Origin of the sequence: Streptomyces sp. 378 (genome assembly GCF_030124145.1) — a bacterium.
GTDB lineage: Bacteria > Actinomycetota > Actinomycetes > Streptomycetales > Streptomycetaceae > Streptomyces.
Map to the genome: position 1 here is coordinate 1 of NZ_JASKMS010000014.1, position 22849 is coordinate 22849.

General features: G+C 72.9%; 22 protein-coding genes. 15 read left to right on the forward strand and 7 right to left on the reverse strand.

The genetic code is table 11. The features are described from left to right. Nucleotides 1–67: 67 nt before the first annotated feature. The gene (locus tag QNO09_RS19845; protein WP_283971547.1) at nucleotides 68–397 is read right to left on the reverse strand and encodes a DUF5955 family protein; all 330 of its coding nucleotides are present in this window, start codon (nucleotides 395–397) and stop codon (nucleotides 68–70) included. A gap of 239 nt (nucleotides 398–636) precedes the next feature. On the opposite strand from QNO09_RS19845, the gene QNO09_RS19850 reads away from it, so the two are divergent. Then, nucleotides 637–1251: a nucleotidyltransferase family protein gene (locus QNO09_RS19850; RefSeq protein ID WP_283971548.1), complete on the forward strand. Its 615-nt coding sequence runs from the start codon at nucleotides 637–639 to the stop codon at nucleotides 1249–1251. Between the two features lie 208 nt (nucleotides 1252–1459). Next, complete coding sequence (gene aceB / locus QNO09_RS19855) at nucleotides 1460–3085, forward strand: malate synthase A (RefSeq protein ID WP_283971549.1); 1626 nt, start codon at nucleotides 1460–1462, stop codon at nucleotides 3083–3085. Between the two features lie 16 nt (nucleotides 3086–3101). Here the strand turns inward: aceB and QNO09_RS19860 are convergent, their stop codons facing one another. Continuing rightward, a complete protein-coding gene (locus QNO09_RS19860; RefSeq protein WP_190197490.1) occupies nucleotides 3102–3371 on the reverse strand; it encodes an Rdx family protein in 270 nt (89 codons plus the stop codon). Then, nucleotides 3368–4282, reverse strand: a complete 915-nt coding sequence (locus QNO09_RS19865) for a HipA family kinase (RefSeq protein ID WP_283971693.1) — start codon at nucleotides 4280–4282, stop codon at nucleotides 3368–3370. The genes QNO09_RS19860 and QNO09_RS19865 overlap by 4 nt, the downstream gene beginning before the upstream one ends. Nucleotides 4283–4479: 197 nt before the next feature. On the opposite strand from QNO09_RS19865, the gene QNO09_RS19870 reads away from it, so the two are divergent. From QNO09_RS19870 to QNO09_RS19900, 7 genes are all read left to right on the forward strand, one after another. Continuing rightward, the gene (locus tag QNO09_RS19870) at nucleotides 4480–5460 is read left to right on the forward strand and encodes a Rieske (2Fe-2S) protein (protein WP_502962322.1); all 981 of its coding nucleotides are present in this window, start codon (nucleotides 4480–4482) and stop codon (nucleotides 5458–5460) included. Beyond that, nucleotides 5453–5986, forward strand: a complete 534-nt coding sequence (locus QNO09_RS19875; protein WP_283971550.1) for a DUF1360 domain-containing protein — start codon at nucleotides 5453–5455, stop codon at nucleotides 5984–5986. The genes QNO09_RS19870 and QNO09_RS19875 overlap by 8 nt, the downstream gene beginning before the upstream one ends. A gap of 90 nt (nucleotides 5987–6076) precedes the next feature. Next, nucleotides 6077–6946: an ABC transporter ATP-binding protein gene (locus QNO09_RS19880; protein ID WP_283971551.1), complete on the forward strand. Its 870-nt coding sequence runs from the start codon at nucleotides 6077–6079 to the stop codon at nucleotides 6944–6946. Next, nucleotides 6943–7926: an iron-siderophore ABC transporter substrate-binding protein gene (locus tag QNO09_RS19885; RefSeq protein WP_283971552.1), complete on the forward strand. Its 984-nt coding sequence runs from the start codon at nucleotides 6943–6945 to the stop codon at nucleotides 7924–7926. Before QNO09_RS19880 ends, QNO09_RS19885 begins: the two co-directional genes overlap by 4 nt. 8 nt (nucleotides 7927–7934) lie before the next feature. Then, nucleotides 7935–10007, forward strand: a complete 2073-nt coding sequence (locus tag QNO09_RS19890; protein WP_283971553.1) for an iron ABC transporter permease — start codon at nucleotides 7935–7937, stop codon at nucleotides 10005–10007. A gap of 81 nt (nucleotides 10008–10088) precedes the next feature. Then, the gene (locus tag QNO09_RS19895; protein WP_283971554.1) at nucleotides 10089–11591 is read left to right on the forward strand and encodes an APC family permease; all 1503 of its coding nucleotides are present in this window, start codon (nucleotides 10089–10091) and stop codon (nucleotides 11589–11591) included. 2 nt (nucleotides 11592–11593) lie between these two features. Then, a complete protein-coding gene (locus QNO09_RS19900) occupies nucleotides 11594–12013 on the forward strand; it encodes a universal stress protein (protein ID WP_283971555.1) in 420 nt (139 codons plus the stop codon). Here the strand turns inward: QNO09_RS19900 and QNO09_RS19905 are convergent. After that, a complete protein-coding gene (locus QNO09_RS19905) occupies nucleotides 12008–12379 on the reverse strand; it encodes a (2Fe-2S) ferredoxin domain-containing protein (RefSeq protein ID WP_283971556.1) in 372 nt (123 codons plus the stop codon). The two genes, QNO09_RS19900 and QNO09_RS19905, sit on opposite strands and share 6 nt — an antisense overlap. 63 nt (nucleotides 12380–12442) lie before the next feature. Then, nucleotides 12443–13993 (reverse strand): IucA/IucC family protein, encoded by a 1551-nt coding sequence (locus tag QNO09_RS19910; protein ID WP_283971557.1) that lies wholly within the window; start codon nucleotides 13991–13993, stop codon nucleotides 12443–12445. 101 nt (nucleotides 13994–14094) lie between these two features. Here QNO09_RS19910 and QNO09_RS19915 point away from each other — a divergent pair, with 101 nt between their 5' ends. Genes QNO09_RS19915 through QNO09_RS19925 form a run of 3 tightly spaced genes read left to right on the forward strand, consistent with a single transcriptional unit; the run spans nucleotide 14095 to nucleotide 17686 of the window. After that, nucleotides 14095–15585 carry an IucA/IucC family protein gene (locus QNO09_RS19915; RefSeq protein ID WP_283971558.1) on the forward strand — a complete coding sequence of 497 codons (1491 nt, stop codon included), beginning with the start codon at nucleotides 14095–14097 and terminating at the stop codon, nucleotides 15583–15585. Between the two features lie 44 nt (nucleotides 15586–15629). Beyond that, nucleotides 15630–16895 carry a VWA domain-containing protein gene (locus tag QNO09_RS19920; RefSeq protein ID WP_283971559.1) on the forward strand — a complete coding sequence of 422 codons (1266 nt, stop codon included), beginning with the start codon at nucleotides 15630–15632 and terminating at the stop codon, nucleotides 16893–16895. Continuing rightward, complete coding sequence (locus QNO09_RS19925; protein WP_283971560.1) at nucleotides 16895–17686, forward strand: hypothetical protein; 792 nt, start codon at nucleotides 16895–16897, stop codon at nucleotides 17684–17686. Before QNO09_RS19920 ends, QNO09_RS19925 begins: the two co-directional genes overlap by 1 nt. A gap of 451 nt (nucleotides 17687–18137) precedes the next feature. Here the strand turns inward: QNO09_RS19925 and QNO09_RS19930 are convergent, their stop codons facing one another. After that, nucleotides 18138–18764, reverse strand: a complete 627-nt coding sequence (locus tag QNO09_RS19930; RefSeq protein WP_283971561.1) for a winged helix-turn-helix transcriptional regulator — start codon at nucleotides 18762–18764, stop codon at nucleotides 18138–18140. A gap of 87 nt (nucleotides 18765–18851) precedes the next feature. On the opposite strand from QNO09_RS19930, the gene QNO09_RS19935 reads away from it, so the two are divergent. The 3 genes from QNO09_RS19935 to QNO09_RS19945 all read left to right on the forward strand — a co-directional run bounded on the left by QNO09_RS19935 (nucleotide 18852) and on the right by QNO09_RS19945 (nucleotide 21275). After that, nucleotides 18852–20075, forward strand: coding sequence for a pyridoxal phosphate-dependent aminotransferase (locus tag QNO09_RS19935; protein ID WP_283971562.1), 1224 nt, complete (start codon nucleotides 18852–18854; stop codon nucleotides 20073–20075). A gap of 89 nt (nucleotides 20076–20164) precedes the next feature. Then, nucleotides 20165–20794 (forward strand): hypothetical protein, encoded by a 630-nt coding sequence (locus tag QNO09_RS19940; protein WP_283971563.1) that lies wholly within the window; start codon nucleotides 20165–20167, stop codon nucleotides 20792–20794. A gap of 58 nt (nucleotides 20795–20852) precedes the next feature. Continuing rightward, nucleotides 20853–21275 (forward strand): acyl-CoA thioesterase, encoded by a 423-nt coding sequence (locus QNO09_RS19945; protein WP_283971564.1) that lies wholly within the window; start codon nucleotides 20853–20855, stop codon nucleotides 21273–21275. Nucleotides 21276–21436: 161 nt separating this feature from the next. On the opposite strand, the gene QNO09_RS19950 is transcribed toward QNO09_RS19945, so the two are convergent. Continuing rightward, nucleotides 21437–22825, reverse strand: coding sequence for a nucleobase:cation symporter-2 family protein (locus QNO09_RS19950; protein WP_283971565.1), 1389 nt, complete (start codon nucleotides 22823–22825; stop codon nucleotides 21437–21439). Nucleotides 22826–22849 lie beyond the last annotated feature (24 nt).

Here is a 22849-nt window from a genome sequence, read left to right on the forward strand (position 1 = left end):
CGAGCGAAGCCGAGAACGGGGGAGCGTGCCGGGCGTCGCGACGCCGCGGAGATCCATCAGAAGGGGCCTAGCCCTGGCCCCGCATCGGCCCTCCGAAGAGGTCCACCGCCCGCCGGACCTCCGTCAACTCCGCGGAGAGCGCGCTCACGGAGCCGATCGCCCCCACGATCAGCAGCAGGGAGCGGCGCAGCCGGCGGATCTCGGGGAGGCCGTCCGCGGCCAGGGCGGCCAGGGCGGCCAGTTCCTCCTCGGCGATGCTCCGGTCGGCGAAGTCGCCGGGATGGGCGGCCAGTCGGCGGCGCAACCGGGACACGGCGCAGGAGAGCTCCGTCACGCGCGGGTCCTCGTCGCCGCCCGTCACAGACCCCTGCCGCTTCTGCTCCACGCTCCGCAACACAGTCCTCCCCCTCGCACCTCGCCGTGCGCGTGCCCTTCCCTACGAAGTCCCCCACACCGGCCGGTCGGTCACCCCGGTCCGTCGGTGCGGGGACAGTAAACGACGCGGGCCATCAGGCGCCAGTCCATTGCGTCATCGACTTGTTTCGCTGAGTGACTTTCTGGCCCGAGGCGCACGCCTGTCCGATCCGCACCCCGCGCCGTCGCACCCGCGTGCGGGGCGTGGGGTATGCAGGGGTCATGACGACACGGAAGACGACGGACGGGGCGCGGGGGGTCGCGGGTCTGCTGCTCGCCGCCGGGGGCGGGCGGCGGCTCGGCGGACGGCCCAAGGCGCTGCTCCCCCACCGGGGACGGCCGCTCGTGGAGCACGCGGTGCGGATCCTGCGGGAGGGCGGCTGTGCGACCGTCCACGTGGTACTGGGCGCACAGGCCGACGCCGTGCGCGCACGCGCCGCACTGCCGGGCTGCGTCCTTGTCGACAACCCCGACTGGGAGCAGGGCATGGGGACATCGCTGCGCGCCGGGCTCGGCTCGCTCGCCGGCACGGGCGCCCGGGCCGCGTTGGTGTCGCTCGTCGACCAGCCCGGCATCGGACCGGAGGCGGTGGCCCGGGTCCTCGCGGCGTACGAGGGGGAGGCGTCCCTCGCGTCGGCCGCGTACGGCGGCGTGCGGGGCCATCCGGTGCTGTTCGGCGCCGCCCACTGGCCGGGCATCGCCGCGACCGCGACCGGCGACCGGGGGGCACGGGCCTACCTGGCGGAACACCGGCAGGCGATCGCCCTCGTCGAGTGCGGGGACGTCGCCCGGCCCTTCGACATCGACACCGAAGCCGATCTGGCCCACCTGGAGTGAGCGGGGTGGCACGGAGCGCCACCTTGCCTCGACTCAGAGATTCTCGACATCAACAAATGATTGAACTTCCACCATGAGGAAACTAGTATCCACTGATCAGAAGCGCCCGACGGCTCTCCGGGCGCCGAACGCCGTATCCGGAAAGACTGGCACCCGGTGCCGAGCACGCCGGATCGTCTTCACAGCTCGCTGAAGGAAGTGACCGTTCATGTCCGCTCCAGCGCCGTCCCCGCTGGCCATCGTCGACGCCGAGCCCCTGCCCCGGCAGGAGGAGGTCCTCACCGAAGCGGCGCTCGCCTTCGTCGCCGAGCTGCACCGGCGGTTCACGCCCCGGCGGGACGAACTCCTGGCCCGCCGCGCCGAGCGCCGCGCCGAGATCGCCCGCACCTGCACCCTCGACTTCCTCCCGGAGACCGCCGCCGTCCGCGCCGACGACTCCTGGAAGGTCGCCCCGGCCCCGGAGGCCCTGAACGACCGCCGGGTCGAGATCACCGGCCCCACCGACCGCAAGATGACCGTCAACGCCCTCAACTCGGGCGCCAGGGTGTGGCTCGCGGACTTCGAGGACGCTTCCGCGCCCACCTGGGAGAACGTGGTTTTGGGCCAGGTCAACCTGAGCGACGCCTACACCCGGAACATCGACTTCACCGACCCGGGGTCCGGCAAGTCGTACGCCCTGAAGGCGGACGAGGAGCTCGCCACGGTGGTGATGCGCCCGCGCGGCTGGCACCTGAACGAGCGCCACCTCGTCGACGCCGACGGCACCCCCGTGCCCGGCGCCCTCGTCGACTTCGGCCTGTACTTCTTCCACAACGCCCAGCGCCTGCTGGACCTCGGCAAGGGCCCGTACTTCTACCTCCCGAAGACGGAGTCCCACCTGGAGGCCCGCCTCTGGAACGAGGTGTTCGTCTTCGCGCAGGAGTACTGCGGCATCCCGCAGGGCACCGTCCGCGCGACCGTCCTCATCGAGACGATCACCGCCGCGTACGAGATGGAGGAGATCCTCTACGAGCTGCGCGACCACGCCTCCGGGCTGAACGCCGGCCGCTGGGACTACCTGTTCTCCATCGTCAAGAACTTCCGTGACGGCGGAGCGAAGTTCGTCCTGCCGGACCGCAACGCGGTGACGATGACGGCCCCGTTCATGCGCGCCTACACCGAACTCCTCGTGCGCACCTGTCACAAGCGCGGCGCGCACGCCATCGGCGGCATGGCGGCGTTCATCCCCTCGCGCCGGGACGCCGAGGTCAACAAGGTCGCCTTCGAGAAGGTCCGCGCCGACAAGGACCGTGAGGCGAACGACGGTTTCGACGGCTCCTGGGTCGCCCACCCCGACCTGGTGCCGATCGCCATGGAGTCCTTCGACAAGGTCCTCGGCGACAAGCCCCACCAGAAGGACCGGCTGCGCGAGGACGTCGACGTCGAGGCGGCCGACCTGATCGCGATCGACTCGCTGGACGCCAAACCCACGTACGCGGGCCTGGTCAACGCCGTGCAGGTCGGCATCCGTTACATCGAGGCCTGGCTGCGCGGACTCGGCGCGGTCGCCATCTTCAACCTGATGGAGGACGCGGCCACCGCCGAGATCTCCCGCTCCCAGATCTGGCAGTGGATCAACGCGGAGGTCGTCCTCGACAACGGCGAGCAGGTCACCGCCGAGCTGGCCCGCGAGGTCGCCGCCGGGGAACTCGCCGACATCAGGGCGGAGATCGGCGAGAAGGCCTTCGCGGCCGGCAACTGGCAGCAGGCGCACGACCTGCTGCTGAAGGTGTCCCTCGACGAGGACTACGCCGACTTCCTGACGCTCCCGGCGTACGAGCAGCTCAAGGGCTGACCGCGCGGCGGAACCGCTAGCGTTCCGAGTGGCCCAGGGTCTTGCCCGGGGCCACTCGGTCGCGTACGGCCTTCTTCACGGCCGTCGGCTCCGGGAAGCCCTGCTCGCGCCGGTCCCAGACGACCTCGTCGCCCACGCGGACGACGAACACCCCGCCCGTGCCCGGCTTCAGAGCGAGTTCCGTCAGCTCCGCCTCGAAAGTCGTGAGCAGTTCCTGCGCCAGCCAGGCCGCGCGTGGCAGCCAGCGGCACCGGGTGCAGTACTCGATCTCGACACGTCCGCTCATCCGAGGTGCACCGACCAATCCTGCCGGGCCGCGGGCTTGCCGTGCAGATCGGGCACCTGCTTGAGCCACGCGGGGCGTTCCTGCTGGTTCCTCGCCGCCCGGAGGGCCTCCTCGGCGGCGAGCTCCTCCCGGGTGGGGAAGCCGGTGGGCAGCCAGTCCCCGGAGGCCTGCGCGCGGGCGCGGAGGTAGGTCACGTACGCCTCGCGCACCTCGTCGGCGGTGGCGAAGCCCGGCTCGTCGGTGAGCCAGGCGTCCGGGACCTCCGCGAGGATCCGCCGCAGCAGCTCCTCGGTGACGCGGGGGGCCAGCTCGGCGTCGGCGGCCCGGACGTCGGGCCCGTAGTGGCCCAGGGCGTGGTGCCGGAAGTCGTAGGCCTTGCGCGGGTCGCTCGCGTCCCAGCGGTGGTGGAAGACCAGGGCGGCACCGTGGTCGATCAGCCACAGGCGCGGGGGTGCGACGCCGAGGGTGGGCCACACCATGAGGTTGGAACTGTGCACCGTGCGGTCGACGTTGGCGGTCAGGGCGTCGAGCCAGACGACCCTCCCCGCCTCCAGCGGGTCGACGGGGAAGACCCGGGCGATCTCCGGGGTGAAGTCCCGGGCGCCCGGCAGGTGGTCCATACCGAGGTTGAGGCCCGCGCTGGCCGCGTGCAGGTCGCGCACCTCCTGGTGCGGTTCGTGCTCCGCGATCGCCGGGTCGAAGTGCACCAGGACCAGCTCGGGGAAGCGCAGCCCGAGGGCCCGGGCCAGTTCCCCCACGACCACCTCGGCGACGAGGGCTTTGCGGCCCTGCGCGGAGCCGGTGAATTTCACGACGTACGTGCCCAGGTCGTCGGCCTCGACGATTCCGGGGACGGAGCCGCCGGAGCGCAGGGGCTCGATGTAGCGGGTCGCGGTGACCTCTCTCAGCATGGTCCAGGGCTCCACGGAGGGCAGGGTCCGAAGGGGCCATGGTAACCAGGCGTGACCGCGGGCGAAGGGCCTCGGGTCCGGGCCCGGCCCGTACTGCCGCCGGTTCGAGCGGCGGGCCGGGAGCTCGACGACTCGATCACCTTTCTTCGGCGCCGCCGTGCCGTTTGCCGTCGGTGCCGGTGGGGACCCGGCCGAACATGAGCGCAACCCCACGACGCCGCGTGATGCGGCAGAACCGGATCCTGTGGTTGCTGGACCGCCTGGAACACGAGCCCAGGGCCGACGCGGTGATCGACACACTCCGCAAGGGCGTGCGGGCCCTGCCCCTGGGGCGCGGCCGGGACCTGCTGCACGGCAGGTGGCTGGGGCACCCGGTCCACCCGCTGCTGGTGCAGGTGCCGATAGGGAGCTGGCTGTCGGCGGCGGTCCTGGACCTGTCCCCCGACCGCTCCCGCGAGTCGCGGCTGCTGATCGGGGTCGGGCTGGGCGCGGCGGCGCCCGCGGCCGTCTCCGGCTGGGTGGACTGGGCGGAGCTGCACCCCCGCCAGCAGCGGGTCGGGCTGGTGCACGCCCTGTCCAACACGGCGGCCGTGGGTCTGTACGCCGCCTCGCTGGCCTGCCGGGCCAAGGGACGCGAGGGGGCGGGCCGGACGTACGGCTTCCTGGGACTGACGGCGGTGGGGCTCGGCGGCATGCTGGGCGGCCACCTCGCCTACCGGCAGGCTTCCGGCGCCAATCACGCCGAAGAGGTCCCGAACGTCGTCTCCGCGGGCTGGCACCGGATCGGAACCGTCGACGAGTTCCCGGCCGGTGAGCCGGTGCGGCGCAGCGTGGACGACGTGCCGGTGCTGGTGGTGCGCGAGACCGGCGGGGAGATCCACGCGCTGGCCGAGCGGTGCAGCCACCTCGCGGGACCGCTGTCCGAGGGCACCGTCGCCGACGGGTGTGTCCGGTGCCCCTGGCACGGCAGCGTCTTCCGGCTCTCCGACGGCTGGAACGTACGCGGACCGGCCACCGCGCCCCAGCCCTCCTTCGAGACACGGATCACCGACGGCCATGTCGAGGTGCGCCTGCGTCATCAGAACGGCGGGAAGGCCTCGGGGAACGGACGGAAACCGGCCGGGCGGGGCGACACCACGGGAACGGGGGCCGCCCATGGGCACGGCGACCATGGCTGACCACCGCATCGCGCGCCGACTGCACGGCGCGCTCCGGCGCACCGGCCGCGCGTACGCGGCCGGTCACGACCGTCCACTGGGCGGCTACCTCGCGGCCATGGCGGGCTTCGCGGCGTACACGGCGGCCTGGACCACGGTGGTGCGGCGCAGCGGGCGCCCGGTGCCCGAGCGGCCCGAGCCGTGGGACGTGGTGCTGACGTCGGTGGCCACCTTCCGGCTCAGCCGACTGCTCAGCAAGGCGGCGGTGACCAGTCCGCTGCGGGCGCCCTTCACCCGGTACGTCGGGCCGCAGGGCCCCGCCGAGCTGCACGAGGAGGCACAGCCCGAGCAGGGCAAGCACACCGTCGGCGAACTCGCGACGTGCCCGTTCTGCATGAGTGTCTGGGTCGCCTCGACGCTGACCGCCGGCCAGTTGCTCTGGCCCCGGGCGACCCGCACGGCCATGGGCACACTCGCCGCCCTGGCCGGGGCGGACACGCTGCAGCTGGCGTACAGCGCGCTGATGGACAAGACGACCGGCGACTGAGCGACCGGACCCCGGGCCGGGGTCCGGGGTCCGGTCCGTACGCCGCACCCCCTTGTCAAGGCGATATTAGGTTAGGCTAACCTTCGCCGCGTGAGATCAGGTGAAGAAACGGCCGGCGCGACGCGTCTGCGCGGGCATCAACTCTCGGCCACCGGCGTGACGGTGTCGTACGACGGCACCGACGTCGTGCACGACGCGGCCATCACGCTGCGGCCCGGTGAGGTGACCGTGCTGGTCGGTCCCAACGGCAGCGGGAAGTCGACGCTGCTGCGGACGATCGCCCGGCTGCAGCGGGCCCGCCGGGCCGAGCTCAAAATCGACACCGGCACCGACGGTCTCGCCCTGACCGCCCGGCAGTTCGCGCGGTACGTGGCCCTGCTGACGCAGGGACGCCCCACGCCGAGCGGACTGACCGTGCGGGATCTCGTCGAGTTCGGCCGCTACCCCTACCGGGGACGCTTCGGCCGCCCGGATCCGGACGCCCCGGCCGCCGTCGAGCGGGCACTCGCCCTCACCGGGGTGACGGACCTCGCCGAGCGGGGCGCGGACCATCTGTCCGGCGGGCAGTTGCAGCGCGTGTGGCTCGCGAGCTGTCTCGCTCAGGAGACCGGCGTGCTGCTGCTGGACGAGCCGACGACCTATCTCGACCTGCGCTACCAGATCGAACTTCTCGACCTCGTCCGCGACTTGGCGGACGACCACGGGATCGCCGTCGGGGTCGTGCTGCACGACCTCGACCAGGCGGCGGCCATCGCCGACCGGATCACGCTGCTCGAAGCGGGCCGGATCGTCGCCGACGGCCGGCCCGAGGAGGTCCTGACCCCGCAGCGGCTGACCGCCGTCTACGGCATCCGGATCGACGTCGACACAGACCCCCACACCGGCCGGATACGGACCCGCCCGATCGGCCGGCACCACACCCGCACCACCAAGAGCGAAAGGCTCGGCACCACCTCATGAGACGTCTCCTGCTCACCACGGCCACCACCACCGCCGCGGCGCTCACCCTCGCCGCCTGCGGCACCACCGAGCCGGCCGCCGACAGCTCGAAGAAGAAGAGCCCCGAGGTCATCAGCCTCACCGACTCCACCGGCGCGAAGGTCGAACTCGACGGCCCCGCCAAGAAGGTCGTCGCCACCGAGTGGAACGAGGTCGAGAGCCTCATCACCCTCGGCGTCGACCCCGTGGGCGTCGCCGACGTCAAGGGCTACAAGACCTGGGACAGCGCCGTCCCGCTGAAGAACGAGCCGAAGGACATCGGCACGCGCGGCGAGCCGAGCATGGACACCGTCGCCTCGCTCTCCCCCGACCTCATCGTGGCCAGCTCCGACCTGCCGGACGCGGCCGTGAAGCAGCTGCGGAAGATCGCCCCGGTGCTGGAGGTGAAGTCCGCCGACGCCTCCGACCAGATCGGGCAGATGTTCGAGAACCTCGACCTGATCGCCGAGGCCACCGGCACCACGGACCAGGCCGAGACGGCCCGGAAGAACTTCGAGGCCAAGGTCGCCGAGGGCAAGAAGGCCCTCGCCGACGCAGAGCTGGACGGCACCGACATCGCCTTCGCCGACGGCTACGTCACCTCCAACCAGGTGTCCCTGCGCCCGTTCACCAGCGGTTCCCTGATCGGCGCCGTCAACGAGCGGCTCGGCCTGAAGAACGCCTGGAAGGTCAAGGGCGACCCGGCCTACGGTCTCGGCACCACCGACGTCGAGGGCCTCACCGCCCTGCCGAAGGACGTGCGGTTCGCCTACATAGGCAACGACGACGACAAGTCGAGCAACCCGTTCTCCGGGCAGCTGAAGAAGAACGCCGTGTGGACCTCCCTGCCGTTCGTGAAGGCGGACCGGGTGCACCGGCTGCCCGACGGCATCTGGATGTTCGGCGGTCCCCGGTCGATGGAGGCGTACATCGACGCCCTCGTCGGCGCGCTGACGAAGTAGCGCCGGTCGTGGCCGTCACCGAAGCACCCCCCGCCACCCGCCCGCCGACGGCCGCGTCCCGGACGGGTGCGGCCGCGGTGACGGCCGGGCTCGTCCTCCTCGTCGCCGCCCTCGCCGTCGTCGACGTCACCCAGGGCACCGCCGCCGTCGGGCCGACACAGGTGTTCAAGGCCCTGACCGGGCAGGCCGATCCGGGCGACGCGTCCGTGGTCGTCGCCTCCCGGCTGCCGCGGATGACCGCCGGCATCCTCGTCGGCGTCGTGCTCGGCATCGCCGGCGCGGTCCTCCAGGCCGTCAGCCGCAATGTGCTGGCCTCGCCCGACACCCTCGCGGTGAACGCCGGTTCGTACCTGGCGCTCGGGCTGGTCGGCGCGACCGGCGTCTCCCTGCCGCTGCTCGCCTCCTCGGGTGTCGCCTTCGCGGGCGGGCTGGCGGCCGCCGCCGTCGTGCTCGCCCTGTCCGGCCTCGGCACGGGCACCGTACGGCTGGTTCTCGCCGGTACCGCGCTCGCACTGGGCCTGAACTCCATCACGGAGGGGCTGCTCCTGCTCTTCCCGCAGCAGACGGAGGGCCTCTACCAGTGGAACCAGGGCAGCATCAGCCAGAACGGCTTCGACGGCGTCCTGCAGATGCTCCCCGTCGCCCTGGTGGGGCTCGCCGGGCTGCTGCTGGTCGCCCGCCGGGTCGACGCGCTGGCCCTCGGGGACGACGCCGCGCGCGGGCTGGGGGTCCCGGTGCACGCCACCCGCGTCACGGTGGTGGTGCTGGCGGCGCTGCTGTCCGCGGCGGCCGTCACACTGGCCGGGCCCATCGGCTTCGTCGGCCTGTGCGCCCCCGCGCTGGTCCGTCCGCTCGCCCGCCGGTTCCGGGGCTTCGTCCGTGCCCGGGCGGTCCTGCCCGTGGCCGGTCTGGCCGGTGCCGGACTGGTCCTCGGCTCGGACGTGCTGCTGCGCGCGCTCGTCCCGGCGGACACGGCCGTGGCCGTCCCCACGGGCATCGTCACCAGCCTGGTCGGCGCCGTCTTCCTGGTGGTGACGGCCCTACGGCTGCCGGACACCGCCGGGGCCGACGCCCCCGACCGGCTGCGCATCCCGAGCCGGACGGCGTTCCTCGTCACCCTGTCCGCGCTCGTCGCCGCAGTCGTCGGTGTCGCGCTGGCCGGCGTCCTGCTGGGCGACGCCAAGCTCCTGCTCGGCGATGTCGCCAACTGGCTCCAGGGGCGGGCCGGGCAGACCGTCTCGTTCGTCCTGGACACCCGCGTGCCCCGCGTGCTCGCGGCCCTGTGCGCGGGCGCCTCCCTCGCCCTGGCCGGTGCGCTGGTGCAGGCCGTGACCCGCAACCCCCTCGCGGAACCCGGGGTGCTGGGCGTCTCCGGCGGTGCGGCGCTGGGCGCCGTCCTGCTGGTCACCACCGTGCCCGCCGTCGGATCCTGGGGCATCGCGGGTGCCGCCTTCGCGGGTGCCGCGCTGGCCTCCGCCGTCGTCTTCGGGCTGTCCGCCCGGGGCGGTTACCGGCAGAACCGGCTAGTCCTCGTCGGCATCGGCATGGCCGCCGGTACCACGGCCCTGATCAGCCTGCTCATCGTGCTCACCGACCCGTTCAACGCCACCAAGGCGCTGACCTGGCTGTCCGGTTCGACGTACGGGCGGACCACGGCGGACGTCCTGCCCGTGGCACTCGTGCTGATGCTGGGCCTGGTCGTCGCGCTCGCCCGGCGCACCGAACTGGATCTCGTCTCCCTGGACGAGGACACCCCGCGGCTGCTCGGCCTCGGACTGCCGCGGGCCAGGCTGGGGTTCCTGGTGCTGGGTGTGCTGCTCGCCGCGACCGCCGTCGCCTCGGCCGGCACGATCGGCTTCGTGGGCCTGGTGGCGCCGCACGCGGCCCGGGCCCTGGTGGGCCGGCGGCACGTGCGGGTCGTGCCGGTCGCCGTCCTGCTGGGCGCCACGCTCGTCTGCACGGCCGACCTGCTCGGCCGCACCGTCATCGCCCCGGCCCAGTTGGGCGCCGGCCTGATGACGGCGGTGATCGGCACGCCGTACTTCCTGCGGCTGCTGGTGCGGAGCCGGAGTTCGACATGACCCTCCCGAAAGGGCATCAATAGCCACAACTCCCCGCGACTCCCTGTTGTATGGATCCACACCCACGGGGAGCGAGGGAGCATGGCCGAAAAGGACATCACTGACCCGGGCCCGCCCCCGGCAGCGAGCCTGAAGCCGGGTGCGATCGGGTTCGTCGACGCGTTGGTCATCGGCCTCAACGCGACCTCCCCCGCGTACTCCGTGGCGGCGGTCATCGGCCCGATCGTGGCGCTGGTGGGCATCCACGCCCCCGGGGTGATGCTCGCGTCGTTCGTGCCCATGCTGCTGATCGCGTCGGCGTTCTACTACCTCAACAAGGTCGACCAGGACTGCGGCACGACGTTCTCCTGGGTCACCCGCGCCATGGGGCCGTGGGCGGGCTGGCTCGGCGGCTGGGCCATCACGATGACCGGCGTCCTGGTCGTCGGGTCGCTCGCGGACGTCGCCGTGACGTTCTTCCTGCTCGCCGTCGGCCTGGACGGCTGGGCCGACGACGACGCGGTGCGGCAGGTGCTGACGGTGCTGCTCATCCTGGTGATGACGGCCGTCTGCGTGATCGGCACCGAGGTGTCGGCCAAGGTGCAGAACGTCCTCATCCTGGCGCAGGTCGTCTGTCTGCTCGCCTTCGCCGTGGTGGCGCTCTACCGCGTCCACGCCGGCACGGGCACCCTCGACGCCGTCGATCCGGAGTTCGGCTGGCTCGATCCGTTCGGGGCCGGCGGGGCGTCACTGACCGCCGCCCTGCTGCTGGGCGTGTTCATCTACTGGGGGTGGGAATCGGCGGTCAACCTCACCGAGGAGGTGGAGAACTCCGCCACCGCCCCCGGCAGGGCGGCCGTCTGGTCGACGGTGTTGCTGCTGGTGACCTATCTCGCGGTCGCCTTCGCGGTCGTGGCCTACGCCGGTACCGACTTCCTCGCCGAGAACGCGGCGGAGGAGGAGTTCATCTTCGCCCTGCTCGCCGAGGAGGCCATGGGCGGCTGGGACTGGGTCGTACTGCTGGCGGTCTCGACGTCCGCGCTCGCCTCCACCCAGACGACGATCATCCCGGCGTCGCGCACGGGCCTGTCCATGGCACGCCGGCACGCCCTGCCCGCTCATTTCGCCCGCATCCACCCGCGCTTCCGCACCCCCGACGTGAGCACCTGGTGGGTCGCCGGCATCGCCATCGCCTGGTACCTCGTCCTCTACCACGCCAGTGAGAACGCCCTCTTCGACTCCCTCACGGCGCTGTCCCTGCTGATCGCCTTCTACTACGCGCTCACGGGACTCGCCTGTGCGGTCTACTACCGCCGCCAACTCACCCGCAGTGTCCGCACCTTCTTCCTGATCGGTCTCGGCCCGCTGATCGGTGCGGGGCTGCTGGCGTGGCTGCTGGTGGAATCCGTGGCGGACATGTCCGATCCCGAGAACTCCTACAGCGGCGTCTCCTGGTTCGGGCTCGGGCCGCCGCTCGTCATCGGGATCGGCATCCTCGTCGTGGGCGTCGTCCTCATGATCGTGCGGCGGCTGAGGGCGCCCGCCTTCTGGTCGGAACACCCGAGCGTGGTCGACCCGCACCTCGTCGACGGCAAGGAGTCCTGAAGATGTCGGTGGTCCTCGGCTTCGACGAGTCCCCGGGCGCCCTGAGCGCCCTGCGTGTGGCCATCGAGGTGGCGGCGGCGTACGACGAACCGCTGGTGATCGTCTACGGCGTCGCCGCCCCCGGCGTCACGGGCGAGGAGTACGGCGCCCATCACGAGGCCGTCCGCGAGGCGGGCAGCACCGCGCTCGGCCGTGCGGTCCGGGTGGCCGACGAGGCCGGGGTGCGGACGTCGGTGGAGCTCATCGAAGAGCGGCCCGCGCAGGCGCTCCTCGACGCCGCGGCACGCCACGCGGCCAGGGTCATCGTGGTGGGTACGTGGGGCGAGAGCCCGGTGCGCGGAGCGCTGCTGGGCTCGACCCCGCACAAGCTGCTGCACCTGTCGAGCGTGCCGGTGCTGTGCGTGCCGGCGACCGGGTCATGAGGAGCCGGCGCCTCGCCTGGTGTGCGGGGTGAAGACGTACAGGCCCAGGATGTCGGGCACCGGCGCGACGCCGGGCCCGCCCTCCCGGACCCAGGAGACGACGTCCTCGGTGGCCGCCGGGTCGTTGACCAGGCCCAGCCACACCGGCCGGCCTCCGGCGGCCCGGCCCGCGGCGGACGGCTGGACGACGATGACGTTGGCCTGGTCGCAGACGTCGAGGCAGTCGGAGACGCGCACCGGCGCCGCCTCGCGCAGGCGCTCGGTCTGGGCGGCGTGATCGACGCCTCTGATCTTGCGGCTGCCGCAGCAGCAGTCCCGGCAGACGACGATGCGGCAGGGAACCCCCGCGTCCGGCGTCGCGGACATGTCGCGCCCTCCCTCTGTGCGTGTCGTGATGATCATGTCACGCGGGCGCCCGGGTCCCGCGGGTCAGGTCCCCTCCCCGAGCGGGTTGGGCAGCGGCCGGTAGCGGGCGTCGGCGCCGTCCGCACCCGTCCAGCGCAGCAGCAGGTTGGTCTTGGCGGGCAGGGTCGGTGAGGTGAGCAGGGCGGCGATCTCGGGGAGGTCGTGACGGGCGAGTGCGCGGCGCGCGGCGGGCCAGGGGTCGAAGCCGGGGTGGCGTTCGGCGAGGGCGCCGGCGATCTCCAGGAGGTGGTTGACGACCAGGCAGTACACGAGCCGCTCCCAGCCGGCCTGCCGGGACACGTCCGGCAGCAGCTTCACGCCCTCGGCGTCCCGGTACAGCGCCTGCACCGGCAGGCCGTCGGCGTCCACCGCGACCAGGGTGTTCTGGAGGTGAGCCTCGATGACGACACCGTGCTCGGCGAACGCCGTCAGGGCCGGGGGCACCACCTGCGCCAGGTACGCCGCCCACCAGGCCCCGGGGTCGGGGGCGCGGTCGAGCGGACTGCCGTCGAAGCCCTCGACGAGACCGGCGGCGAGCAGCGGGGTCGCGCCGGGCAGGAGACGGCCGCCGAAGCCGTCGCGGACGAGGACGGCCAGGGCCTCGAAGGCGAAGCCGGCGGTGCGGTATCCGCGGTCGCCGAGCCATGCCGGGGGCCCGTCGAACGTCTCGAAGGCGGAGCGGACGGCCGCGTCGGTCCGACGCAGGGCGAGCAGGTCGTGGCGCCACAGGCGGCGGATGTCGTTGGTGATGCGCACGTCCAGGCTGAACTTCAGGAACAGGTCGTGCTCGGGCGTGTAGAGGGTACGGATCGCGGCCGTGGGCCAGGTGTCGAAGGCGGTCGTGCCGAGCCGGACGAGCCTGCCGTCGGCGAAGGCGGCGGCGAGCTCGGGACCGGCCAGGTCCAGCTGCCAGGGGTGGGCCGGGAGCAGGCGGTAGCCGGGCGGGGCCGTGCCGAGGGCGTCGAGGGCGGAGGTGTCGCCCTCCTCTACGACGGCGTCCTCCCGCAGGCCGAGCAGGGCCACCGGGAAGCGGGCGTACGCCTCGGGCGCGTACGGCAGCCACCCGGCGGCGGGGCCGCCACCGCGCGCCTTGGGGGCGGGGTGGTGGGTGTGCCCGGTCAGGAGGGACTGCTCGGAGCGCAGGTAGAGGTCGCCGGGCGGGGTGGCCCGGGCCCGGGCGGCGAGCAGGGCGGCCACGGCGTCGCGGCTGTCGAGCATCTCGGCGGGCAGTTCGTGGTTGGACAGCCCGGTGTGCCGGCGCAGTTCCTCGGCGACGAGCTTGACCAGTTCGGTGTGGCCGAGGCGGTGCCAGGCGCCCGCCGCCCACGCTTCCGGTTCGGCGGGCCGCCGTGTCCCGCGCACCCGCAGCAGGCGGTCCCCGCCGGGCAGCCGGTAGACGCGGTGTGCGCCCTCCCGGCGCACCGGCCGGGCCACCTCCCGCAGCAGGCAGTTCAGCAGGGGTACGGCGGCACAGGCGTCGGCGAGGGCGCCGTGGGCCGCGCTTTCGCCGTGGGCGCAGTCGCCGTGGGCCGAGTCGTCGTCGGCGGGCGGGGGCATGAGGTCCACGCGTTCCACTCGTCCCTACGGTCCTTCCAGCGTTCCGGGCGGAGATGATCAGTATGTCGGTCGTCGCCATTCCGCTGTGACGCCCCTATTCGTACCCGAGGAGCCCGCCCGTGCACCGTCCCCCCACCGCCGAGACCGAGGTCGCCGACGAGCTGTCCGTCGTACGGCCCGGCCTGCTGCCGCGGTACGAGGCCGAACTGCCCGGCGCCCGGGCGGCCGTGCTGTCCCGGCTGTGGCGCGGTCTCGCCCATGATCCGCTGCCCTGGATCACCCGCGGGGAGCGATCGGGGGACGGGCTGACGCTGTTCCTGCCGGACGGTCGCCGGTTGCACGGCCCCCGGCCGGACCCGTACGCGACCGGCGCCCACGTCACCGCCGTACGGCTCGACCAGACGGCGTACGAGGATCCGGCGCGGCTGATGACGGACCTCGCCGTACCGCACTCCGCTTCCTTCGCCGCCGAACTCGGGCACAGCGTGGCCTCGTTGGCGCTGTCCCGAGCGGGGCAGGAGGGCGGCGGGGACGACCGGCCCGAGAGCGACTGGGAGTGGGAGCAGCGGATCGTCGACGGGCACCCGTTCCACCCGACCTGCCGGTCCCGGCCCGGTTTCTCGGTGGCCGAGCAACTCGCCTACGGGCCCGAGCACCGGCCGGTCGTGGAGCTCGGGCTGGTGCCGGTCCGGGCGGAGGAGTGCCTGGTGACGGGCGTGTGGCCGGGCGAACTGCGGGACGGGGGGCGGGTGGTGCTGCCGGTGCATCCGTGGCAGGCGGCGCATGTGCTGAAGCGGACCTGCGAGGAGCGGCGCCCCGCGCATCCGCTGATGTCCCTGCGGACGCTCGCCCTGCCCGGCGGGCCGCACGTGAAGACCTCGCTGAGCGCCCGGCTGACGTCCTCGGTGCGGGACATCTCCCTGCCCTCGGTGGCCGCGTCGGCGGTGCTGTCGGATTTCGCGGGGACACCGGCGGCGCGCACGGACGGCCTGCTGCACGTCACCCGCACCCTGGGCGCGGCGGCCGGCTCCCCCGACTTCGCGGCCGTCCTGCGGGAGTCGCCGCAGACGTACGCGGGCAGCGGCGAGCGGGTCCTGCCGGTGGCGGCGCTCGCCACCACCGGCCTCCCCCGATCACCCGTCTGGCTGGCCGGTTTCGCACGGCTCGCCCTCACGGTCGGGCTGCGGCTGCTGGAGCTGGGCGTGGCCCTGGAGGCGCACGGCCAGAACCTCTTGGTGGTCCTCTCGGCGGCGGGTGATCCGCTGCGGCTCGTCTACCGCGACCTGGCCGACATCCGTGTCAGCCCGGCCCGCCTCGCCCGGCACGGCATCACGATGCCCGAACTGCCCGCCCGCATGGTCACGGACGACGAACGCGCGCTCCGCCGCAAGCTGTTCGGCTCGCTGGTGGCGGGCGCGCTGGCCGGCACGGCCGGATCGGGCCCGGTGCTGGGAGCGGCCCTGGAGACGGCGGTGCGGGATCTGCCGCGCAGCCCCGATCTCGCGGCCCTGTGCGCGCATCCCCTGCCCACGAAGGCGCTGACGCTGATGCGGCTCTCGCCCCGCACCCCCGGGGACCAGTGGGCGGAACTCCCCAATCCGCTGCACTGACCTTCGTTTTGGAGCCGGAGCGGGGTGATCAATAGGATCCGGCGATGATCACAAGAACACGGCTGGCGGCAGGGGTCTGTGCCCTGCTCGCCGCGCTGACGGCCGGGCTCGCCTTCCCGGCCGGGGCGGCCGCCGGAGAACCCACGGGCCAGGACGCTCCCAAGGTCGACCTCGTCCTCGATGTGAGCGGCTCGATGCGGGCCCGGGACATCGACGGGCAGTCGCGGATGGCCGCAGCGAAGCAGGCGTTCAACGAAGTGCTCGACGCGACGCCCGAGGAGGTCGAACTCGGCATCCGCACGCTCGGCGCGAACTATCCGGGGGACGACCGGAAGAGGGGCTGCGAGGACACCGCGCAGCTCTACCCGGTCGGTCCGCTCGACCGCACGGAGGCCAAGACGGCCGTCGCCACGCTCCGCCCGACGGGCTGGACGCCGATCGGTCCGGCCCTGCTGAAGGCGGCCGGTGACCTGGACGGCGGCAACGGTTCCAAGCGCATCGTGCTCATCAGCGACGGCGAGGACACCTGCGCCCCGCTCGACCCGTGCGAGGTGGCCCGCGAGATCGCGGCGAAGGGCATCGGCCTGACCATCGACACGCTGGGCCTGGTGCCGACCGCCAAGCTGAGCCGGCAGCTGAGCTGCATCGCGGAGGCCACCGGCGGTACGTACACCTCGATCGAGCACCAGGACCAACTCACCGACCGGGTGAACGAGTTGGTGGACCGGGCGGCCGATCCGGTGGTGACGCCGGTGCCGGCGCGGGGTGCCGACCGGTGCGCCGGGGCGCCGACGCTGAAGTCGGGCCTGTACACCGACCGCGAGGAGTTCGGGCAGCAGCGCTGGTACCGGGTGGACGTGCGGCCGGGTCAGGAGCTGCGCGCCTCGGTGAGCGTCGCCGCGGACCGTGCGGTGAACCCCGGCTACGGCGTTCTGCTGCGGGCCGTGACGTCGAAGGGCCGCGAGATCGTGCGCGGCGAGGCGGCGGGCACCGGCCGTACGGACGTCATCTCGACGGGTCTGCGCTACCCGAAGGCCGAGAGCGACGACGAGGACGCCCCCGCCGAGGCGGTCTGCCTCGCCGTCGCGCACTCCTTCTCGGCGGCCCCGGGCGTGAAGACCACGCCCGGTCTGCCGCTGGAGCTGACGGTGGACGTCGTGGACGCCCCGAGCCAGGCGGGCGATGTGGCCGCCTTCGGTCTCGGCCGCGGCTGGTGGCTGCTCGGTGTGCTGATCCTCGCCGGCTTCCTCGCCGGTCTCGTCTGGGGCTGGCTGTCGCGCTGGCGGTTCGCGGTCTGGAGGACCAACTGATGCGAATGGTACGAGCGTTGAGTGCGGCGCTGCTGACCCTCGGGGTGGCGGTCGCCCCGGCGGCTGCCGACGCCTCGCCGAGCCCGTCGCAGGACGGCGCATCGGCCCCCACACGGGCCGGCACGTCGTTCCGTACGGCGACGGAGATCGAGCAGGGGCAGTCGGCCACGGCGAGCGGCTCCACGGGCGACTATCTGTACTGGTCGTTCCCGGCCGACACCGGACAGCGTCCCACGGTCGAGGCGACGGTGAAGCTGCCGCAGACCCACGGCTCCCAGACCTGGCAGCTCGACGTCTACGACGGTCTGCGCCGCCGTCAGGCCTGCCAGTACGGGGCGCAGACGCGCACCGCGGCGGCGGGCACGTCCTCCGTGGAGCTGGCCTGCGTCCTGCGCACGGTCCGCGCCTGGTCGGAGCCGTGGGCGAACGACCCGCTGCCGGGCACGTACTACGTGCGGCTGACGGCCACCGGTGTCGCCACCGCCGACCTCGGTCTCCCGGTCGGCAGTGAGGTGCGGGTGGAGTCCAAGGAGATCGGCGGTTCCGCGGCGGTGGACGGCTCGCTCGCCGAGCCGCTGGTGCCGGGGGCCGCCGCCAAGCCCGGGCAGGAGCGGGAGGACGCGGCGGTGCTGGCCGGTCTCGAACCCGAGGACGGCTGGGCGTCGGGCTGGTGGTCGGACCGGTGGGTGTGGACCGCGACCGGCGGGATCCTGGCCGCGCTGGCGGGTGTCGGCGGGTACGCGCTGACGCGCGGGACGGGACGGCCGTCCCGGGTGCCGTCGGGCGCCTGACGGACCCTCACCCGATCGCCCTTCGGTCCGACCGGCCTCACCGGATCGACCTTCGGTCCGGCCGGCCTCACCTGACGCGCCTTCGGTCGCACCGGTCCGGGCGACCTCACCCGATCCGCCGTCGGTCGCACCGGTCCGGCCGACCTCACCCGATCCGCCGTCGGTCGCACCGGTCCGGCCGACCTCACCCGATCCGCCGTCGGTCGCACCGGTCCGGCCGACCTCACCCGATCCGCCGTCGGTCGCACCGGTCCGGCCGACCTCACCCGATCCGCCGTCGGTCGCACCGGTCCGGCCGACCTCACCCGATCCGCCGTCGGTCGCACCGGTCCGGCCGACCTCACTCGGTCCGACCGGTCTGGCCGGTCTGGCCGGTCTGGCCTGATCCGCCTTCGGTCCGGCCGGCCTCGCTCATCGACCTGCGGAAGGCCCGCCACCGGCGGGCTTTCCGTCATGCCTCGCGCAGCGCCTTGGCGACGGGGCCGTCGCCGCTCACCGCCACCCGGCCCTCCCGCACGGCGTGGCGGAGGCTCAGCTCACCGCGGGCGACGGCCGTGCACGTGGCGGTGTCCAGGACGAGCCGCGTGTCCGGCTCACGGGGTGCGGGCCCGTCACCGTACAGGGGCCCCTCCTCGGCGCCGGCGTACAGATGGAACAGGCCTTCCTCCAAGCGGACTTCGACGAGACCCGCACCGTCCAGCAGGCGCAGCAGGGGCAGGGCGAACCAGTGCGCCCGCACCGCGTCCGTCGGCCGGCGCTGCCCGAGCTCCGCCTGGCCCCACTCCCCCAGCGCCTGCAACACGGGAAGCAACTCCCTCCCGCGCGGGGTGACTTCGTACACGTACGCCGCACCGGGCGGCGGCAGCCGGCGCCGGGTCGCGAGGCCGTCGCGCTCCATGTCCTTCAGGCGCGAGGCGAGTACGTCCGTGCTGACGCCGGGCAGATCCGCGTGCAGGTCGGTGTAGCGGCGGGGACCGGCGAGGAGCTCACGGACGATCAGCAGGGTCCAGCGGTCGCCGACCAGGTCGAGGGCACGGGCGGCGGAGCAGTACTGGTCGTAGCTTCGGCGAGGTGGCATGCGACGCAGTCTAGACAACTTGTTGGACTTTCCAAGCGACTACTTGGTAAAACCAAGCAGCACCAGTCGCCAGAGGGGAAGCAGCGCATGGAGTTCCGGCAGTCGAGCAAGCTGAGCGAGGTCTGTTACGAGATCCGCGGCCCGGTGATAGAGCACGCCGACGCGCTGGAGGAGGCGGGGCACAGCGTGCTGCGCCTGAACACCGGCAACCCCGCGCTCTTCGGGTTCGAGGCGCCGGAGGAGATCCTCCAGGACATGATCCGGATGCTGCCGCAGGCGCACGGCTACACCGACTCGCGCGGCATCCTCTCCGCCCGCCGCGCGGTCGCCCAGCGCTACCAGACCCTCGGCCTGGAGGTCGGCGTCGACGACGTCTTCCTCGGCAACGGCGTCTCGGAGCTGGTGTCGATGGCCGTGCAGGCGCTCGTCGAGGACGGCGACGAGGTCCTCGTCCCCGCCCCGGACTTCCCCCTCTGGACGGCGGTGACGACCCTCGCGGGCGGCAAGGCGGTCCACTACCTGTGCGACGAGCAGGCCGACTGGTACCCCGACCTCGACGACATGGCGTCGAAGATCACCGACCGGACGAAGGCGGTCGTGATCATCAACCCGAACAACCCCACCGGCGCGGTCTACCCGAAGGAGATCGTCGAGGGCATCCTCGACCTCGCCCGGCGGCACGGCCTCATGGTCTTCGCCGACGAGATCTACGACCAGATCCTCTACGACGACGCCGTGCACCACTCGGCCGCCGCGCTCGCCCCCGACCTGGTGGTCCTCACCTTCTGCGGCCTGTCCAAGACCTACCGCGTGGCGGGCTTCCGCTCCGGCTGGCTGGTGGTCACGGGCCCGAGGCAGCACGCGAAGGACTACCTGGAGGGCCTCACCATGCTGGCCTCCATGCGACTGTGCGCCAACGCACCCGCCCAGTACGCCATCCAGGCCGCGCTCGGCGGCCGGCAGTCCATCCGCGAGCTGACCACACCCGGCGGCCGGCTGCTGGAGCAGCGGGACGTGGCGTGGCGGATGCTCAACGAGATCCCCGGCGTGACCTGCGTGAAGCCCAAGGGCGCGCTGTACGCCTTCCCGCGGCTCGACCCCAAGGTGCACAAGATCCACGACGACGAGCGGTTCGTCCTGGACCTGCTGCTGCGGGAGAAGATCCAGGTGGTCCAGGGCACGGGCTTCAACTGGCCGGCCCCGGACCACTTCCGCATCCTGACCCTGCCGCACGCGGACGACCTGGAGGCGGCGATCGGCCGGATCGGGCGGTTCCTCGGCGGGTACCGGCAAGAGGGGGCCGGGCGGTGACCGGCGCGGTTGTCAGTGGCGGGTCGTAGCCTTCGAGCAGGTGGGGCCAGTGGCCCCGGGGCCTGTCCGAGGCCGGAGAGGAGCACGCCGTGACCCGACCGCCGACCGCCGCGCAGCGGCGGGTCATCGACGCCGCCGACCCCGTCACCGGGCGCCTGAGGGGCACGGAGTCGCAGCTCACAGCACTGGTGAAGCGGGGCCTCGCCTTCCGTCACCCCCGGCCGCCGCACGACCACTTCCTGACCCCGGAGGGGCACCGGGTGCGGCAGGGCATCACCCGGGCCCCCGAGCCCACCGGAGAGGCCCCCGCGCCGACGGGCGTGTTCGCCGCGCGCGTCGGCGGTGAGGAGGGCGCGACCGAGGCCGGGCCCGCCCGGCGCCGCGAGGTGCACAGCGCCTGGCAGGGGCTGGTGGAGCTGCGCCGCATGACCAACCCGGACCAGGCTGTGGACCGGCCGTGCGGCTGGGAGCGTGCGCATCTGGCGCAGGCCGCCGCGCTGGCCCTGGAGGCCGCCGGGCACCACCCTGCGGGGCAGCAGGGCGGGGGGTACCGCGTGCGGGAGACCCCGCAGCCGGAGGCCGTCGCCGTGCACGAGGTGGACGGCGAGGCGCTGCGGGCCTGCGCGGCCACCCTGGAAGGCGCGGGCTGGCAGGTGAGCGAGCATCGTGAGCCGCGCACCGGGGGCCGGTATCTGCTGGCTTCCCCGCGCCGGGCGTGATGGGCATGCCAAGATCGGTGGATCGTTGGGCAGGGCACGAGTATCCGAAGGGGAAGCCGTGAGCGAGCCGTTTTCCGTCCCTGTGACCGTCCGTGGATACGAGACGGACGTGCAGGGGCACCTCAACCAGGCGGTCTACCTGAACTACGCGGAGCACGCCCGCTGGTCGCTGCTCCGGGCCGCGGGGATCAGCCAGTCCGCGCTCTTCGGCAGCGGCGTGGGCCCGGTCGCCCTGGAGACGACCATCCGCTACAAACGCGAGCTGCTCGCGGGCGACGAGGCCGAGGTGACCTGCCGCTTCGAGTGGGGCGGCGGCAAGACGTTCCGGATCGAGCAGACCGTGCTGAAGGCCGACGGCACGGTGGCCGCCGAGATCACGGCGGTCGGCGGGATCCTGGACCTCGAGAAACGCAAGCTGGTCGCCGATCCCGCCGGGGTCTTCAGGAAGCTGGCGGCTGATCCGGGGATGTTCGGTCTCTAGGCGGCGTCCCGCCGGATCGTCATGTCCGCCGCGGGGGCGGCGAGTTCATCGGCACGTCTTCCCCTCGCCCCCTCGCCCCTGGCCCCCTGGCCCCCTGGCCCCCTGGCCCCCGGTCAACGATCGGTTGACCGGGGCAGAAGCCTGAGCGGAGTCCGGTGGGGTCAGGGCGCGGCCGGGGTCCTGGGAGCGCCCGTGAGTTCCTCGCCCGCCTCCATCGGGTGGGTCACCTCGTGTGCGTCCCGGCCGCCCCCGCCCAGGTGGTTGAAGACCAGGTTGAGCAGCACGGCCGCCACACAGCCCGTCGAGATGCCCGAGTCCAGGACGATCCGGGCCGTCTCCGGGAAGGAGTGGTAGAACTCCGGGGCCGTGATGGGGATGATGCCGACGGCCAGGGAGACCGCCACGATCAGGACGTTGTTGTCCTTGTCCAGGGCGGCCCGGACCAGGGTCTGGATGCCGCTGGCGGCAACCGAGCCGAACAGGACCACGCCCGCCCCGCCGAGCACCGGGCGGGGTACGACGGCGATCAGCGAGGCCGCCATCGGGCACAGGCCCATCAGCACCAGGAACCCGCCGCCGGCGGCGACGACGTACCGGCTGCGGATCTTCGTCATGGCGACCAGGCCGATGTTCTGTGCGAAGGCGCTGCACATGAAGCCGTTGAAGAGGGGGCTGATCGCGGAGCCGAGGGTGTCGGCGCGCAGGCCGGCCGCGATGGTCCTCTCGTCGGCCGGGCGGTCGACGATCTCGCCCAGCGCCAGCATGTCGGCGGTCGACTCGGTCATCGACACCACCATCACCACACACATCGAGATGATCGCGGCGAGCTGGAACTGCGGGGCGCCGAAGTGGAACGGGGTCGGGAAGCCGATGACGGCCGCGTCCGTGACGGGACCGAAGTCCGTGGCTCCGAACGGGATCGCGATCAGCGTGCCGATCACCAGACCGAGCAGCACGGCGATCTGCTTGACGAAGCCGGTGGTGAAGCGGCGCAGGAGCAGCACGATCAGCAGCGTGACGGCGGCCAGCCCCAGGTTGGTCGCCGAACCGTAGTCGTGTGCGGCCGGGTTCGCGCCCTGCGCCCAGCCGAAGGCGACCGGGAGCAGCGATATGCCGATCAGGGTGATGACCGTGCCGGTGACCACCGGCGGGAAGAAGCGAACCGCCTTGCAGAAGACGGGAGCGGCGAGGAAGCCCAGGAGTCCGGCGACGATGACCGCGCCGAAGATGATCGGCAGGGCGGCGGACTTGTCCTCGGTGGAGGCGACGATCGCGGTCATCGGAGCGACACCGGCGAAGGTGACACCGTTGACGAACGGCAGCCGGGCGCCGATCTTCCAGATGCCGAGGGTCTGCAGGAAGGTGGCGAGGCCTGCGGTGAACAGGCAGGCGCCGGTGAGGAAGGTCAGGTCGGTGGCGGTGAGGCCGATGGCCGCGCCGACGATCAGGGGCGGGGCGACGACGCCCGCGTACATGGCGGCCACGTGTTGCAGGCCGGTCGTCGCCATCTTGAGCGCGGGGAGTTTCTCGTCAACGGGGTGGTCGGCCACGGCGGCGTCCCTCCGGTCGGTTAC